The sequence below is a fragment of the Chloroflexota bacterium genome (assembly GCA_009840355.1).
Lineage (GTDB): Bacteria > Chloroflexota > Dehalococcoidia > Lucifugimonadales > JADFKI01 > Bin90.
Genome location: VXNZ01000019.1, coordinates 85,787 through 100,733, shown reverse-complemented (window position 1 = coordinate 100,733; position 14,947 = coordinate 85,787). Strand labels below are relative to the sequence as shown.

General features: G+C 58.0%; 11 protein-coding genes and 1 other RNA gene. 5 read left to right on the top strand and 7 right to left on the bottom strand.

The annotated features are described in order from the left end of the window. Window positions 1-13 precede the first annotated feature (13 nt). The 3 genes from rnpB to F4X57_05080 form a co-directional block, all read right to left on the bottom strand. An RNA gene (gene rnpB / locus F4X57_05090) (RNase P RNA component class A) lies at window positions 14-378 on the bottom strand. A 70-nt stretch (window positions 379-448) separates the two neighbouring features. After that, a complete protein-coding gene (locus tag F4X57_05085) occupies window positions 449-1,945 on the bottom strand; it encodes a recombinase family protein (protein MYC06533.1) in 1,497 nt (498 codons plus the stop codon). Between the two features lie 50 nt (window positions 1,946-1,995). Next, window positions 1,996-2,733, bottom strand: a complete 738-nt coding sequence (locus F4X57_05080; protein ID MYC06532.1) for a hypothetical protein — start codon at window positions 2,731-2,733, stop codon at window positions 1,996-1,998. Window positions 2,734-2,896: 163 nt separating this feature from the next. On the opposite strand from F4X57_05080, the gene pyk reads away from it, so the two are divergent. The 5 genes from pyk to F4X57_05055 all read left to right on the top strand — a co-directional run bounded on the left by pyk (window position 2,897) and on the right by F4X57_05055 (window position 10,015). Further along, entirely contained in the window at window positions 2,897-4,429 is a 1,533-nt protein-coding gene (pyk, locus tag F4X57_05075; GenBank protein ID MYC06531.1) for a pyruvate kinase, read from the top strand. A 180-nt stretch (window positions 4,430-4,609) separates the two neighbouring features. Beyond that, complete coding sequence (locus F4X57_05070) at window positions 4,610-6,853, top strand: cysteine--tRNA ligase (protein ID MYC06530.1); 2,244 nt, start codon at window positions 4,610-4,612, stop codon at window positions 6,851-6,853. Between the two features lie 98 nt (window positions 6,854-6,951). Then, on the top strand, window positions 6,952-7,998 hold the full coding sequence (locus F4X57_05065) for a sodium:calcium antiporter (protein ID MYC06529.1): 1,047 nt from the start codon (window positions 6,952-6,954) through the stop codon (window positions 7,996-7,998). A gap of 101 nt (window positions 7,999-8,099) precedes the next feature. After that, window positions 8,100-8,420, top strand: coding sequence for an NIPSNAP family containing protein (locus F4X57_05060; protein MYC06528.1), 321 nt, complete (start codon window positions 8,100-8,102; stop codon window positions 8,418-8,420). 41 nt (window positions 8,421-8,461) lie between these two features. Then, window positions 8,462-10,015 (top strand): amidohydrolase, encoded by a 1,554-nt coding sequence (locus F4X57_05055; protein ID MYC06527.1) that lies wholly within the window; start codon window positions 8,462-8,464, stop codon window positions 10,013-10,015. An 82-nt stretch (window positions 10,016-10,097) separates the two neighbouring features. Here the strand turns inward: F4X57_05055 and F4X57_05050 are convergent, their stop codons facing one another. The 4 genes from F4X57_05050 to F4X57_05035 all read right to left on the bottom strand — a co-directional run bounded on the left by F4X57_05050 (window position 10,098) and on the right by F4X57_05035 (window position 14,797). Next, window positions 10,098-11,063, bottom strand: a complete 966-nt coding sequence (locus F4X57_05050; protein ID MYC06526.1) for a polyprenyl synthetase family protein — start codon at window positions 11,061-11,063, stop codon at window positions 10,098-10,100. A gap of 46 nt (window positions 11,064-11,109) precedes the next feature. After that, window positions 11,110-12,777, bottom strand: a complete 1,668-nt coding sequence (locus F4X57_05045) for a methionine--tRNA ligase (protein MYC06525.1) — start codon at window positions 12,775-12,777, stop codon at window positions 11,110-11,112. 201 nt (window positions 12,778-12,978) lie between these two features. Beyond that, window positions 12,979-13,806 (bottom strand): 16S rRNA (cytidine(1402)-2'-O)-methyltransferase, encoded by an 828-nt coding sequence (gene rsmI / locus F4X57_05040; GenBank protein ID MYC06524.1) that lies wholly within the window; start codon window positions 13,804-13,806, stop codon window positions 12,979-12,981. A gap of 115 nt (window positions 13,807-13,921) precedes the next feature. Beyond that, window positions 13,922-14,797 carry a MaoC family dehydratase gene (locus F4X57_05035; protein ID MYC06523.1) on the bottom strand — a complete coding sequence of 292 codons (876 nt, stop codon included), beginning with the start codon at window positions 14,795-14,797 and terminating at the stop codon, window positions 13,922-13,924. Between the last annotated feature and the right edge of the window lie 150 nt (window positions 14,798-14,947).

Below are 14,947 nucleotides of genomic sequence, written 5' to 3'. Positions count from 1 at the left end.
AACCGGTTGAGCGATGCCAAGGAAGCCTGTAAGCCGAGTTCTGTGTCCTGCGCTCTTTGCGCAGGCGGCGACCATCCATCTAGCCGCGCCGTTGCCGTCGCGGTCTTGCGGCCATCCCGGGGAGGGACCGGGCGTCCGTATCCCCCTATTAGGCCTTGCTCCGAATGGGGTTTGCCTAGCCCGCGATGTTACCAGCGCGGCGGTGCGCTCTTACCGCACCTTTTCACCCTTACCCAAGTGATTCACCTGGGCGGTATGTTTCTGTGGCACTGTCCGTCGGGTTGCCCCGCCCCGCCGTTAGCGGGCATCCTGCCCGGTGGAGCTCGGACTTTCCTCTCTTTCGCCTATTGACGAAACAGCGGTCGCCCAGCCTCCTTGGCGCATACCATTGTAGCACTTACGGCAGCAGCGTTTGGATGTGAATCAGTGAGAGCAGTAGCATCCTGCGCTATGTAATGACTTCTGCGGAATCGTCGCGCACGACTATCTTCGAGATATGCATGTATAAGAACGCCTGCTGGACTTCGAAGGTGAGCGTGTCCCACTTGTCGATAGTCTCTCTGTCATCCCAGTCGCGGTTCCAAGATGCGGCGTTCGTGCGCGCGTTATCGAGCTGCTTGAGGTAGGTGTGCACCGCGCCCAACCCGAACTCGCCACGCGCCGCGCCTTTCAGCCCTACCAGGAAGCGCCTTTCCGCGTTCTTCACTCGTTTGTCCAGCATTGTTTGCAGGCGTGCGCGGTTAAGGTCGGCGGACTGCGTATCCACGGCGTGCGCGTCGTCGAGAATGCCTCGCACCTGTTCGAGCACGGTGGATTCTAGCACGCCCACGCGCCAAGTGTGATATCCGCATATGCTCTGATTGTTGCGGCCTTGGCATTGATAGTAGCGGTATATGCCGCGCGAGCTTCTTCCGTCGCGGCGCTTCCACGACTGCCTGCGTGTAACGCCCATCATCTTGTTCCCGCAGTATCCGCATTCGGCTAGGCCGGATAGCAAGAACGGCTCTGTATTGACTGTCCGAGTTGATGGACGCTTCGCCTTCGTCTGATCTTGTGCTTGGCGGTATGTCTTAGATGAAATTATCGCTTCGTGAGAGCGAGGCAGGCGCAGACCGAATCGGTAGTATGTGCCGGTGTATGTCGGGTTTTTCAGGATGTCGCGGATGGTGACCATGTTCCAGTTGCCGCCGCGCCGAGTCTTGATGCCTCGCTCGTTGAGGTGCTGCGCGATGAGCCGCAAGCCCAAGCCTTCGTCGATGTACTTGTCGAATATGCGTCGGACGGTCACCGCTTCTTCCTCGACGACTTCGAGCGTGCCGTCGCCGCTGTTGCGATAGCCGAATGGCGGCTTGCCCAGCACCTTGCCGTGAAGCGCCCGGTTGCGCATGGAGTCCTTAATTCGTTCGCTGCGCGTCTTGGACACGCCGGCGCTGCTGAGCGATGCGAGCGCATTCTGCAGCGGGTCGGGCAGGTCTTCGTCTTCACAGATGACTTTGCAGCCGGTTGCTTCGATTTCGATGATGCTGCGCACCACTTCCTCTACATCCGCGCCTAGGTGCATCGTGTCCGGCACGACGACTAAATAGGTGTTGCCGGACGAAATTATATAGTCCAGCATGCGTGAGAATTCGGGGAATGGTTTGGCATGCGGTCTGTTGCCATTCGTGTATGCATTATCGTGTGCATTGACGGGCGCGTGGCTGTTGCCATTGGCGTGGATGCTGCCATTGACATGAACGCCCTCGCCGGTGTCAGGCAAATCGGCATTCAGACCATCGCCACCCTCAGCGAATTTGACGGTTTCGTTGCTGCCAATCTCGTCGGAGAAAATAGCGGCTTGCTGGTGCAGATAGCGCTCGCAGTAGTCTTTGAAGCGCTTTCGCAGCCGTTCTGCGTGGTCTTCTTCCTCGCCGTTTGTCGTTCTGTAATATCCAATTGCGCGCATTGCGTTCTCATCTTCATTTCATCGCGTCAGTGGCGAATGTGGGTCTATTGTCAGGGCAAGGCGGGAACGAGTATGCGGCGGCAGTTGTTGCACTGGACTAGCGCCTCGCCGCTGCGGAGACGCTGCACATCGGAGCGTGGCAGCGCGACTCTGCATCCGCCGCAGATCTCACGTCCTCTGGCGGATTCGACCATGCTCACGGCTTGCCCGCCTCGGTTTGCCCGCAGCGTTTCGTATGTGGACAGTATCCGCGGCGGGAATTGCGGTAACATCGCGGCGCGTCTGCTTTCAAGTTCTTCGATTTCGGCGCTCAGTGTCAGCTCTTGCTCTTGCAGCATTGGCAGGCGCTGCGTCCGGCGTGCTTCGAGCGCTGCGACGCCTTCGCGAAACCTTGACAGCGCGTCCTGAAGCTCTTCCGTCGTTACCATGCGTTCGAGCAGCACATCCTCTGCCTCTGCCTTCTGCGTGCGCAAAATCGCCTGCTCTTCCTGCAGCGCCTCGAGTTCGCGCGGGTTGGTTACCATACCGCCGTACAAACGATTCTGTACGCCTTCTTCGCGAGTTTCGATCTGCTCGACCACTAGCTCGGCGTCTCGTCTTAGCGCACTTTGGGTTGTGTACTCTGATTCGAGCTGCGCCAAGCGCTGCTGTGCCTGCCGCAGACGAGCATCGTCGGCGAGTTCAGCGCGAACTTTGTCGAGCGTCTCTTGCTTTTCCGCCCTAGCGAGGTCGATTTCCTGAAGGTCGAATAGTTCGTGAAGCGACAATTTCACCTGCCAAGCCGACATGCCATATCTCTGGCATAATCGCGTCTCGTTTTCTAAATCTAATATATGTCCACGTGCGTTAGTCCTTATAGGCTTGTAAGGTTCAGATTTCAGGATTTCTTGTTTGACTTGTGCAAATGCCTATTCGTGTTTAACATTCTGGTAGGAAATTGGTATTCTGCGCATGTGGACGCCAATTTCCACAAATCACGCAAATACTATTGAGGATTACGCTATGCTCTCAACCGATATGGGCAGAAAATTGCGAAAAACGAAGATCGTCTGCACGCTGGCATTAGAGCCGAAGCCGGGTGAAGAGGGATTCTCCAACACCATCCTGTCGGAGGCGACGATAGAGAGCCTAGTCAGGGTGGGCATGAACATCGCGCGCCTGAACATGTCGCACGGCGGCAAGGACGACCACGCCACGGTCATCGAGCGTGTCCGGCGCGTGTCGCGTCGCTTTGACACGCCCGTGGGGATAATGGTCGATGTGCGCGGACGCAAGTATCGTACCGGTCCTACCTCACCGGGCGAGTTCGCACTGCAAGAAGGCGACGACTTTACACTGACTAGCCGCGACATCGTGGGCGACCGAACTGTAGTATCCGTTTCACCGCCCGGTATTCACCGCGACGCGATTCTAAATGGCATGATTCTTGTTGACGATGGGTTGGTGCGATTGTCAGTATCGCGCATTGAAGGCACGGAAGTGCATTGCAAGGTTGTGGTCGGCGGGCGACTGACGCCGGGGCGTGGCGTAACCACTCCGGGCAAAGCGCCGACTCAGCCGTTCCCGGATGAAGACGCGCAGCAAGACTTGCTGTTCGCCGCGCGTGTCAAGTCCGACTTCGTGGCGGTATCGATGGTCAACAGCGCGGAAGATGTGCAGAAGGCGCGCGACATACTGAGCGAGAACGGCGCTAACCCACTCATCATTTCCAAGGTGGAGACGACCGAGGCGCTGGCGAACTTCGACGAAATACTCGATGCGAGCGATTCCATCATGGTTGCGCGCGGCGATATGGGTGTGCATGTGCCGCTGTACCGTATCCCGGTCATTCAGAAAAATCTGATAGCGCGGTGCAATGCCGCCGGTAAGCCCGTCATCACCGCGACGCAGATGATGGAGTCAATGGTACGCTCGCAGATGCCGACGCGCGCCGAAGTGAGCGATGTCGCCAACGCCATCTACGACGGCACGGACGCCGTGATGCTCTCCGGGGAGACTGCGACCGGCTGGTATCCGGTCGATGCCGTGCATTCCATGGCGCAGACGGCGTTGGAAACAGAGCAGGCGCTGCGCTACGATGACATCCTCCAGTCAAAGTCTCAGGAAACCGAGCAGCAGCGCACGGACGACGCGATAAGCTTCACGGCAGTGCGACTCGCGCATCAGCTTGACACTGCGCTGATTCTGGCGTTCACGGAAAGCGGCAGCACGGCGGGCAGGGTATCCAAGTATCGACCGAAGTCGCCAATACTTGCCCTGACGCCATACGAGGAAGTGCGCAATCGACTGACGCTCTACTGGGGCACTATTCCGACAATCTGCACGCCGCTGTCATCCGGCGAGGATTTCTTCCGTGTCGGGCAGGATCAGGCGCGCAGGATTCCCGGTGTAGGCGTCGGCGATACGGTGGTTCTCGTCGCCGGCCTGCCGATGGGCGTGCAAGGCAGCACGAATTTGCTGCGTGCGCTGACGATAGACGGGTAGGGATGTTGGGGGATTGCGCATCCGTGTATCATTCGTCATCATCCTGGCCTTTCCCAGTTACGGGGAAGGGACTGTCTGACAGCGTATCCTAGTGAAGTCGGACTTCCCCATAATTGCTACACATCATTTGAACGTTTACGCGGCAGGACTGGAAAGCAGTTAGACAATCGGCAATGTCCGATGTACAATCCATTGCACCATTGCACAGCAAATTGCAAGAAGACGGGGAGCAGGGAAGTGTTAAGGCTAAACAACACTCTGTCCAAGCGAATCGAGGAAGTCCGCCCGATTGAACCGGGCGTGGTCAAGATGTACACATGTGGGCCGACGGTTTACCGTGACGCGCACATTGGCAATCTTAGGTCGTATCTGATGGCGGACTGGATTCGCAGGGCGCTTGAACTGAACGACCTGAATGTGCTGCACATCAAGAACATCACCGATGTGGGGCATATGCGCCAAGAAGTGCTCGAACAGGGCGGTGACAAGGTGATAGCGGCGGCGAGAGCCGAGGGCAAGACGCCCGCGCAGATTGCGCAGTTCTACACCGACCGTTTCCTCAACGACGAGCAGAAACTAAATATCATTCCCGCGAAAGAGTTCCCGAAAGCGACTGATCACGTGGCGGAGATGCTCGAAATCACCGAGCGCCTTGTGGAACGCGGGCTCGCGTATGCAGTGCATGGCAATGTGTACTACGAAGTGGCAAAGTTCGCCGATTACGGCAAGCTGTCCGGCAACATCGCGGAGGCGGAACTGCTGGAAGCCGTGCGCGTTGAAGCAGACCCTCTGAAGCGCGACCCACGCGACTTTACGCTGTGGAAGGCTGCTGAGCCGGGCAGGGACTTGAAATGGCCCAGCAAGTGGGGTGAAGGCTTCCCAGGCTGGCATATCGAATGTTCGGCTATGTCCATCAAGTACTTGGGTCCACGAATCGACATTCACACCGGCGGCGTGGACAACATCTTCCCGCACCACGAAGGCGAGATTGCGCAGAGCGAAGGCTACACCGGCGAACAGGTGGTAAACATTTGGACGCACGGGCAGCACCTGCTCGCGGACGGCGTGAAAATGGCGAAGTCCATGGGCAATTCGTTCATCCTGTCGGACATCGAGGCTCAAGGCATCGACCCTCTGGCGTTCCGATACCTTTGCCTGACGGCGCAGTACGACAGGCGATTGAACTTCACATTCACATCACTGAAGGCGTCTCAGCGCGCGTTGCTGCGGCTGCGAAACATGGTCTGGCGGTGGAGTATGCTTGCGAACGGCAGCGCGACAGATGCCGATGTAGTCTCGCAATGGCAGGAACGCTTCAAGGCGCTTGTCGATGACAATCTCAACATGCCGGGCGCACTCGCGCTGACTTGGGAATTGGCGCACTCGGATGTCAGCCCGGCGGAAAAGCTAGAAATCCTGGCATACTTCGACAGGGTGCTCGGGCTGAGCCTCAACAGTGTTTTCGACGAATACTCGGTGCCCGGCAGCGTATCAAGCGAGATTTCGCATCGCTCACAGCATCGTGTCAGGCAGGACTACGCTCGCGCCGACTCCATTCGCGCGAGTCTCGCGGATTCCGGATTCGTCGTGCAGGACAGTGGCGTTGCGACTCTCGTGCGCCCGAAGACGGAATGGGAGATGCGGCAGGAACGCTGGCATACATTCTCATCAGAGGCAGAAGTATCGTCGCTGCTTGACCACCCTGACGGCGCTGACATTTCAATAGGCATTGTCGCATGCAACTACCTGGGCGATGTGCAGCGGTTGGTTCGCAGCGCCTTCAAATGGCTGGGCGACCGTGACGCCGAAGTCGTCGTCGTGGACAACGGCTCCAACGATGGCACGGACGAATGGCTGGAAGAAGAGGCGACCGACAACGACCGACTGCGCGTCATCCATGTCGATCATCCGCTGGGTGAAGGTTCGGCGAAGCGGATTTTGCTCAAGCAGTGCGTTGGCAGAACGGTGGTCATGCTGGATACCAGCGTTGAAGTTACGGGAGATATTTTCGGGCCGATAGAGCAGGCGCTTGAAGATGATACCGTCGGTGTAATCGGACCGTTCGGGCTGCGCACGGACGACTTGCATCACTTCCACGACGGCGAAGGTGAGAGCGGTGATATGGACGCAATGCAGGCGTACTGCTTCGCGTTCAGGCGGCAGCGACTGCAAGATGTCGGGCTGCCGCGCCAGACATTCCGCTTCTATCGCAACTTGGACTTGGATTTTAGTTTCCAATTCAAGGCGCAGGGGTATAGAATAGTCGCTGACCAGGAACTTCCCATCAGCCAGCACGAACACCGCGTCTGGTCGGAGCTCGCCGAGGCAGAGCGCGACGAGCTGAGCCGGAAGAACTACGGTCGTTTCTTGGACAGGTGGGGCGATCGCGCCGACCTTCTGGCGTGCAACATATCTAAGAGTTGAATCTAGACCGCAGATAAACGAATCGAAAACGACCCCGATGTTTTTACGGGGTCGTTTCTTTGCGCAAAGCAAATCATACGATATGAAAAGGAAAGCAATTGCTTGAATTCGCCCAATCAACCCCTGCGCTGTGGGTGCAGCTACTAATCACCGCAGGCCTGATTCTATTCGCGTCCAATTTCCTTGCGAAATCAGCTGATGTCATCGCGCTGCGGACAGGGCTTGGCCGGTCATTCATAGGTGTGGTGCTGCTCGCTACCGCGACTTCGCTGCCTGAATTGGGAACCGGCGTCAGCGCCATCACGCTGGTGGACGCGCCTGATCTCGCTGTGGGAGACGCCTATGGCAGCAACCTGTTCAATCTGTTCATCATCGGCATACTTGACCTGTTCTGGCGCGGCAAGGGCACGCCCATCCTAAACAGCGTGAGCACGACTTCGGTTACTGTGGGCGCGTTGGGCATCGTGACCATATCCATCACCATCATCGCCGTGCTGTTTCACGAAAGCATCCCGATGGGCGCGCTCGCGGGATGGTTCATTAGCCCGATCACGATAATACTGCTGGCGTTCTTCCTGTTTTCGATGTATATGATATATCGTGTTGCGCTGTCTGACGGGCATTCCGAAGCGTCGGAAATAGAAGAAGAAGACTATGCATCCGAGAGTCTGCTGCGTGCCGGCCTGACATATCTGATTGCGGCGGTGGTGATAATCGGTTCGGCGATATGGCTGGCGCGTACCGGTGAGGGCATTGCGCACGCAATGCACTGGGAGGCGAGCTTTGTTGGCACGCAGTTCCTCGCATTCAGCACATCGTTGCCGGAGCTTGCCGCGTCCATTGCCGCGCTGCGCATCAACGCGCCCGAGTTGGCGATTTCGAATGTGCTAGGCAGCAATCTGTTTAACATGGGCTTCATTCTGACAATTGACGACTTGGCGCTTGTGGGCAAGCCGCTGTGGTCCTCCATATCATCCATTCATGAAGCGACGGCGATATTCGCCATCATCATGACGAGCGTGGTCATACTCGGCTTGATGGTGCGAAACAGGTCGCGCCCGTTCAAGTTCGTAACCTACGAATCGATGGCGCTCATCGCGCTGTATATCATCGCCAGCTTGTATGTGTTCAGCTTCGCCACATAGCCCGTTATATTGCATCGGCGCCGGCAACCTACCGCGTACTTGACACAGACAGGCGGCGCGAATACATTACTCGCATACCAGACATTGCAGAGGAGACAAGAATGTTCTTTGAGCTTAGAGAGTACAGGACGAAGCCGGGCCAGCGCGAGAACTGGGTGCGCTTTATGGAAGAGACGATCATCCCGTTCCAGACCGGCAAAGGCATGGTGATCGTTGGCAGTTTCGTCGGCGAGGAAGAGGACGACCTCTACATCTGGGTGCGCCGATTCGCCAGCGAGGAAGAGCGCGAGCGCCTTTACGAAGCCGTGTACGACAGCGACACCTGGAAGAACGAGATCGCGCCCGCCATCCCGGACATGATGGTCCGCGACAAGATTGTCGTCCGCCGCATCGAGTCCACGCCGATGTCCGTAATCCAGTAGCGAATACGCTTTCGCATCAGAAACTGCGCGGCTAGAGCGACATGCAAGCGAATCGCGACACAGCGAACTGGGCGGACTTAGTTCTGCTTAACGCAAATGTCATTGCGCTTGACGCTGCGCATCCTCGCGCCAATGCAGTTGTCGTCTCCGGCGGTCGAATTGCTTGGGTTGGTGACAGTGATAGACTGCCGTCGTCAGTTCGCGTATCTGCGAATATTATAGATTGCGGCGGTCAGACGCTAATTCCCGGCTTTATCGACGCGCACTGCCACCTGCTGGCGTATGCCGCAAGCCTGCTCGCGGTGGATTGCTCGTCTGCTTCCACTTCCGAAATCGACGACATTCTTAGTCAGATACGGCGGCGCGCGGACAGCACACCGCGTGGTGAGTGGATTCGCGGCACAGGTTACAGCGAGTTTGACTTGCGCGAGAAACGCCATCCGACACGCTGGGAATTGGATCGCGCCGCACCGTTTAACCCCGTTCGCCTGAATCATCGCTCCGGGCATGCCTGCGTGCTGAACAGCATCGCGCTTGAGCGCGTGGGCATTGATATTGCCACCGAAGAGCCACCCGGCGGCACGATGGCGCGCGACTTAATATCCGCCGAGCCAAATGGCTTACTCCTAGATATGGATGAATGGCTTGACGTCCGGATTCCACCGATGAGCGAGGGCGAACTGCGCGATGGCATGGCGCAAGCAAATCGGCAATTCCTATCGCAGGGCATCACTTCGATCGCAGATGCGACAGTGTCAAACTCGCCGGACAGGTGGAAGCTGCTGCGCCGCCTGAAATGCGACGGCTTGATCACGCCATCCCTGACCGTAATGCCCGGCGCCGCAAATCTTGATGAATTTGCTGACGAGGGTCTGCATTTCGGCTACGGCGACAGTGTTGCTACAATAGGGCACGCCAAAATCATACTCACCAGCAGCACTAGCGGCCGGTTGCACCCGAGTCCCGACGAATTGCGCCATCGCATCGATTTGGCGCACCGACACTGCTCTCCCGTGGCGATACATGCCATTGAAAAGGAAGCCGTGCTTGCCGCGTCAACTGCGCTCATGGCATCACGCATCCCCGGGCTGCGAGACCGGATTGAGCATGCGTCTGAATGTCCGCCTGAGGCGATGGACGCATTGCTTCGCGCTAAGCCGGTCGTCGTGTCCCAGCCAAGTTTCGTGCGGGACAGCGGCGCGCGCTACCTCAGCGAATTCGGTGAAGATGCACGATGGCTCTATCGTTTTCGGATGCTTGCCGAGAGCGGCATCGTGCTCGCGGCATCATCCGATGCCCCGGTGAGTGTGCCAAGCCCGCTGATGTCTATGCACGCGGCAATCACGCGCGAAACAGACTCCGGCGCTGAATTGAACGTTGGCGAAAGTGTTACCGTAGCTCAGGCGCTTGAGATGCATACCAACAAGGCAGCATACGCGATATACCGCGAGGATGAGGTAGGCACGATAGCGCCGGGTAAGCGCGCTGATCTAGTGCTGCTGGATGCTGATCCGACTAGGATTGCTTCTGAGCGGCTGTTGGATGTGCGGGCAACTATGACGATTATCGGTGGGGAATTGGTCTGGCAAGCGTGAGTGTATGCGGTTTTGTCCCATCCTAGTCTTCCAACAGAGGTGGACAGGGACTGAATGAGCGGCAATTGCGCTATATTATTGGCTAGCTGCGCCGCACTTTCACGTGGCTGACAAGTTCTTCCAGTGAGTCGCGGGATGGGCTGGATGGGAGACATCTGAGGTTGGCGAGCGCTTTTTCGCAGTAGCGGCTGGCGAATTTGTACGACTCTTCCAGTACGCCGTCATCTTGTATGGTGCGGATTGCCTCGCCCATTAGGTCTTCGTCATCAGGGCTTTTAAGCGCGCGTTCCACGATTTGTGCGCAGTGCTTCTGTTTCATGGCGATGAGCGTGGGCAGGGTGACGATGCCATTGGCGAGGTCGCTGCCGATGGGCTTTCCGAACTCTTCCTCCGTGCCGTCAAAATCTAGGATGTCATCGACGACTTGGAACGCCATACCGAGATTGTGGCCGTAATGGCGGAATGCCACGCAGCGCTCTTCCGGCGCACCGCTTAACACTGCTCCGGATTCTGCTGCCGTAGTGAACAGCGAAGCAGTCTTGTTGTAGATACGTCCGAGGTAACCGTCCATCGATTGGGCCGGGTTGTATGTCTCTGACATTTCCTGCAACTCGCCGCTAGAAAGCTCCATAATCGTCTCGGCGAAGCGCTTGATTACGCGGATGTTGCCAGTGTCGCAGACAAATGTGGCGGACGCGGCGAAGATGTAGTCGCCGGCGAGCACGGCTGCCTTCGGTCCCCATAGACTGCTGATAGTCATCTTGCCGCGTCGCAGCGATGCGCCGTCCACCGTGTCGTCGTGGATTAGCGATGCGATGTGCAGCAGTTCCACGCCGATTGCCATCTTCTCGGTGGTGCGCTCGTCGTGCGGGCAGAAGCTCGACGCCAGCAGCGTTATCGCGGGCCGGATGTACTTGCCCGGTGACGACAGCGAATGCTCTAGCAACTGCGCGAGAAACGGGTGCTTCTCCGCCGCCATGCCCATCAGGGACGCATTCACGCCTTCCAAGCGATTCATGACGGGTTGGTAAAACGATGCCGACTGCACTCGATCCGTTCCTTCGCAATAGCCTGGCAATAATGCCAGTGATTATCTAGTCGCCGATCCGCTGCTCTTCCGCCGCGATGACTTCTTCGTCCAGCTTTTGGAATAGCGGTGTAGGGCGCTGAATCTTCAAGCCGGGCTTCATCTCCGCGTCGTTCCACGCCCAGCCGCCGTCTTCGACATTGCCTTCGAGACCGAGCATCTCGTGCAGTTTCTGCGAGCTGAACGGCAGGAAGGGGTACATCGTCGTCTTCAGGCAGTTGATTGCCGTGAGCGCCGTCCAGAGCGTCTGCGCGGCGTCATCCTTGTCGCGGCGCACGGCACGCCACGGCTCCTTTTGGTCAAGGTAGCGGTTGGCAGCTTGAGCGAGCGCCATCGAAGATTGCAGCGCCTGCCGCAGCCGCACGCCTTCGATATACGACTCTACTTCGTCGAATCGCCGGTGCGCCTCATCGAGCAGAGCGCGGCTCACTTCGTCGAGTTCGCCGGCCTCGGGCAGCACGCCGTCGAAATTGCGGTTCAGCATGGACAGCACGCGATGTACCAGATTGCCGTATGTCGCAACCAGCTCGTCGTTGTTGCGCCGCACATACTCGCGCCACGAGAAGTCGGAGTCCGATGTCTCCGGCATATTCGCGGCGATGACATAGCGCAGCGGGTCCGGGTCGTAGCGGTCGAGATAGTCTGGCAGCCAAACCGCCCAATTGCGGCTGGTGGATAGCTTGAAGCCTTCGAGATTCAGATACTCGTTGGCAGGCACGTCGTAGGGTAGGTTCAATCCGCCGTAGCCCAGCAGCATCGCGGGCCAGATGACCGTGTGGAACGGGATGTTGTCCTTGCCCATGAAGTAGTATGCACGGCTGCCGTCCTCCCAGAACGACTTCCATGCGTCAGGGTTGTCGCTGTCCTTAGCCCATTCAATCGATGCTGACAAGTAGCCAACGACCGCCTCAAACCAGACGTAGATGCGCTTGCCGTCGTAGCCGTCGAGAGGCAGGGGCACACCCCAATCGATGTCGCGGGTGATGGCTCGGTCGTGCAGCCCGCCTTCCAGATAGCCTATGGTGAAGTTGCGCACGTTGGGACGCCAGTGCTCCTGCGCACGCACCCAATCCAGCAGCTGGTCTTCGAACGCGCTTAGCCTCAGGAAGAAGTGCTCGGTTTCACGGAATATCGGCGTACTGCCGCAGATGCGGCAGCTCATGTTGAGCAGGTCTTTCGGGTCAAGCGTGCGGCCGCAGTTGTCGCACTGGTCGCCGCGCGCGCCGTTGTAGCCGCAGAACGGGCAGGTGCCTTCGACATACCTGTCCGCGAGGAAACGGCACTCGACTTCGCAGTACGGCTGGACCATCGTGTCCTTGTAGATTAAATCGCGTTCGAGCAGGCGGGTGAAAATGCCTTGCGCCACTTCTTCGTGATTGTTCGTGTGCGTGGTAGTGAACAAGTCGAAGCTGATGCCAAGACGCTGCCAGCTTTCCAGGAACTCTGCCTGATACTTGCTGTATATGTCCTCGGGGCTGACACCTTCCTGCTCGGCGGTAAGCGTAACCGGCGTGCCGTGCGCATCGCTGCCAGACACCATCAGCACCTCATTTCCCTTGAGGCGATGGTAGCGGGCGAAGATGTCGGCGGGCAGGTAAGTTCCCGCGACATGCCCAATGTGGATGGAGCCGTTAGCATACGGCCAGGCAACGGCGGCGAGTATTCGTTCAGGCATCGTGATTCACGCTCAGAATGACCAGAGTATTCGCCTGCTATGATAACACAAGGCAGCGCGGCGCGGCACTTAAACGCAGTGCTCTAGCTCTCTTGGCACAATTCCCAATGCCTTACTTGCCATTCTGTCCCTTTCCCTTGATGGAGGATGGTTGGGATGGGTTGTATCGGGATAGACGGAATTATGCAAGACTCTACACGCTCAGTCGCCGCGCTGTTCCAGCCACAACTGATAGACACGCCTGCGCGACAGGCCGGAAACGGTCGAGACGTGCGCCACCGCGTGCTTTGCGCCGGTGCCCTGTACGCGCAGTTCGGCGATCAGGCATGTCGCCGTCCGCTCTGCCGCGCAGTCGTCTTGCGGCACATTCGTGGCGCCGGCGATTACCAGCGTGAACTCGCCGCGCGGCTGCGTGTAGTGTGCCAACGCATCTGAAGCAGTACCGCGAAACACTTCTTCGTGGAGCTTTGTCATCTCGCGGCAGATTGCTATGCGTCTGTCGCCTAGCATGTCGTCTAAGTCTTGCAGCGAGCGGCGAAGGCGTCTGGGCGACTCGAATGCGATTGCGGGGCGCGTCTCTGCCAGCAGCGATTGGAGCAGTGCAACACGCTCGCTCTTTTTGCGCGGCAGAAATCCGAGATACACGAAGGGTTCTTCCACTAGCCCTGACACGGCGACGGCGGCAGTCACGGCGGACGCGCCCGGCACGGCGACAACCGGGACGCCTGCATCTATCGCCGCATTTACCAGCGTCTGTCCGGGATCGTTGACGCCGGGCGTACCAGCGTCCGATACTAGCGCGATGTCGTCTTCGTGCAATGTGGACAGCAATTCCGGAATTCGCGATGATTGGTTGTGTTCGTTGAAGCTAGTCAGTCGCGTGTGAATGTCGTAGTGGCTCAGCAGCTTGCGAGTTACTCGCGTGTCCTCAGCCGCAATAAGACTGACTTCGCGCAAGATGCGCAGGGCGCGCAGAGTGATGTCTTCCAAGTTGCCGATGGGCGTTGAGACAATGTAGAGCGTTGGCATGTGAATATCGTGTGCATTGCTGCTAGTCATTGACGCAAATTATTTCATTGATGATGCGAAGAGGACAGCCCGAAAGCTGCCCCCAATAGATCTGCAAATTAGAACGGCGCGGTGCTTATTCCAACGCGCTCGCCGTGCCGACGATGCAGACGGTGCCGTCCGGCTTTTCCATCCAGACCGCGACGTTGGCGCGCGCGCCGCCGTCTTCCTGCACGCGGTCGGTGATGACGCCGCGAGCAACCACGCGGTCGTCGGGCCAGACGATGTTTGTGAACTTGATGTCCAGCGTGCCGCCTTCGTACCAGCCCTTGCCGAAGCGCCTGTCCATCATGTCGCCGATATAGGACATTGTCATCCTGCCGCCGACTACGACTTCCTCGAAGCCGAGCTCTTCAGCCGCCTGCTTGTCGGTGTGGTAGTTCTTGTTGCCGTGGAAGAACAAGCCGCACATTTCCAGCGTGATGTCGCTTTCGACCGGATCGATGAGTTCGCCGTCCGGTACTTGGAACTTGCGGATGCCTTCCTTCTTCTTCGGGTCGCGCAGCTGGACTTTGCCGAGATGGCTCTTGCCAAGCAGGTAGCTCTGGTGGTGCGTGCCGCGCGCCATCAGTTCGCCGTCGTCGGACCACAGGTCAACGACCTGCTTGACGACCGTGCGATCGCGCCAGTCGTATATGTCTGCGACGGTCGAAGTGCGGCCGTATGTCTCGGTGGGGTGCATCGGCTTGTGCAGTTCCCATTCCTGCCGAATCCACAGGTTGCCGAAGTTATCCTTGAAGCCCGCACCGCTAAAGCCGCCATCAACATTGGTGAGGATCATCGACGGCACGACGGGCTTGCCATACGGCGAATTCTCGTTGTAGAAGGATGAATCAACCTCAAGCCCTTCGAAGTAGTGATGCAGCACTTCTTCGCTTGCGGTGAATTCGTTCTTTCCGAGGTCTTTGCCCACAAATGCTTCTTCCGGATCGCGAGTCTGTTGCTGCGTCATTGCCTGCTCCTTGCTGCTGCGATATGCGTTGTCAATTGCTACGGCTATTTTACGCAATCCGCGATAATTCGCAAGTGGGCAGCGTAGAGCGGGTTTGAATGTAACCCCGTTCAGTTTATCCCTATCCTGGCCCGCTCCCGACAGGGGAGA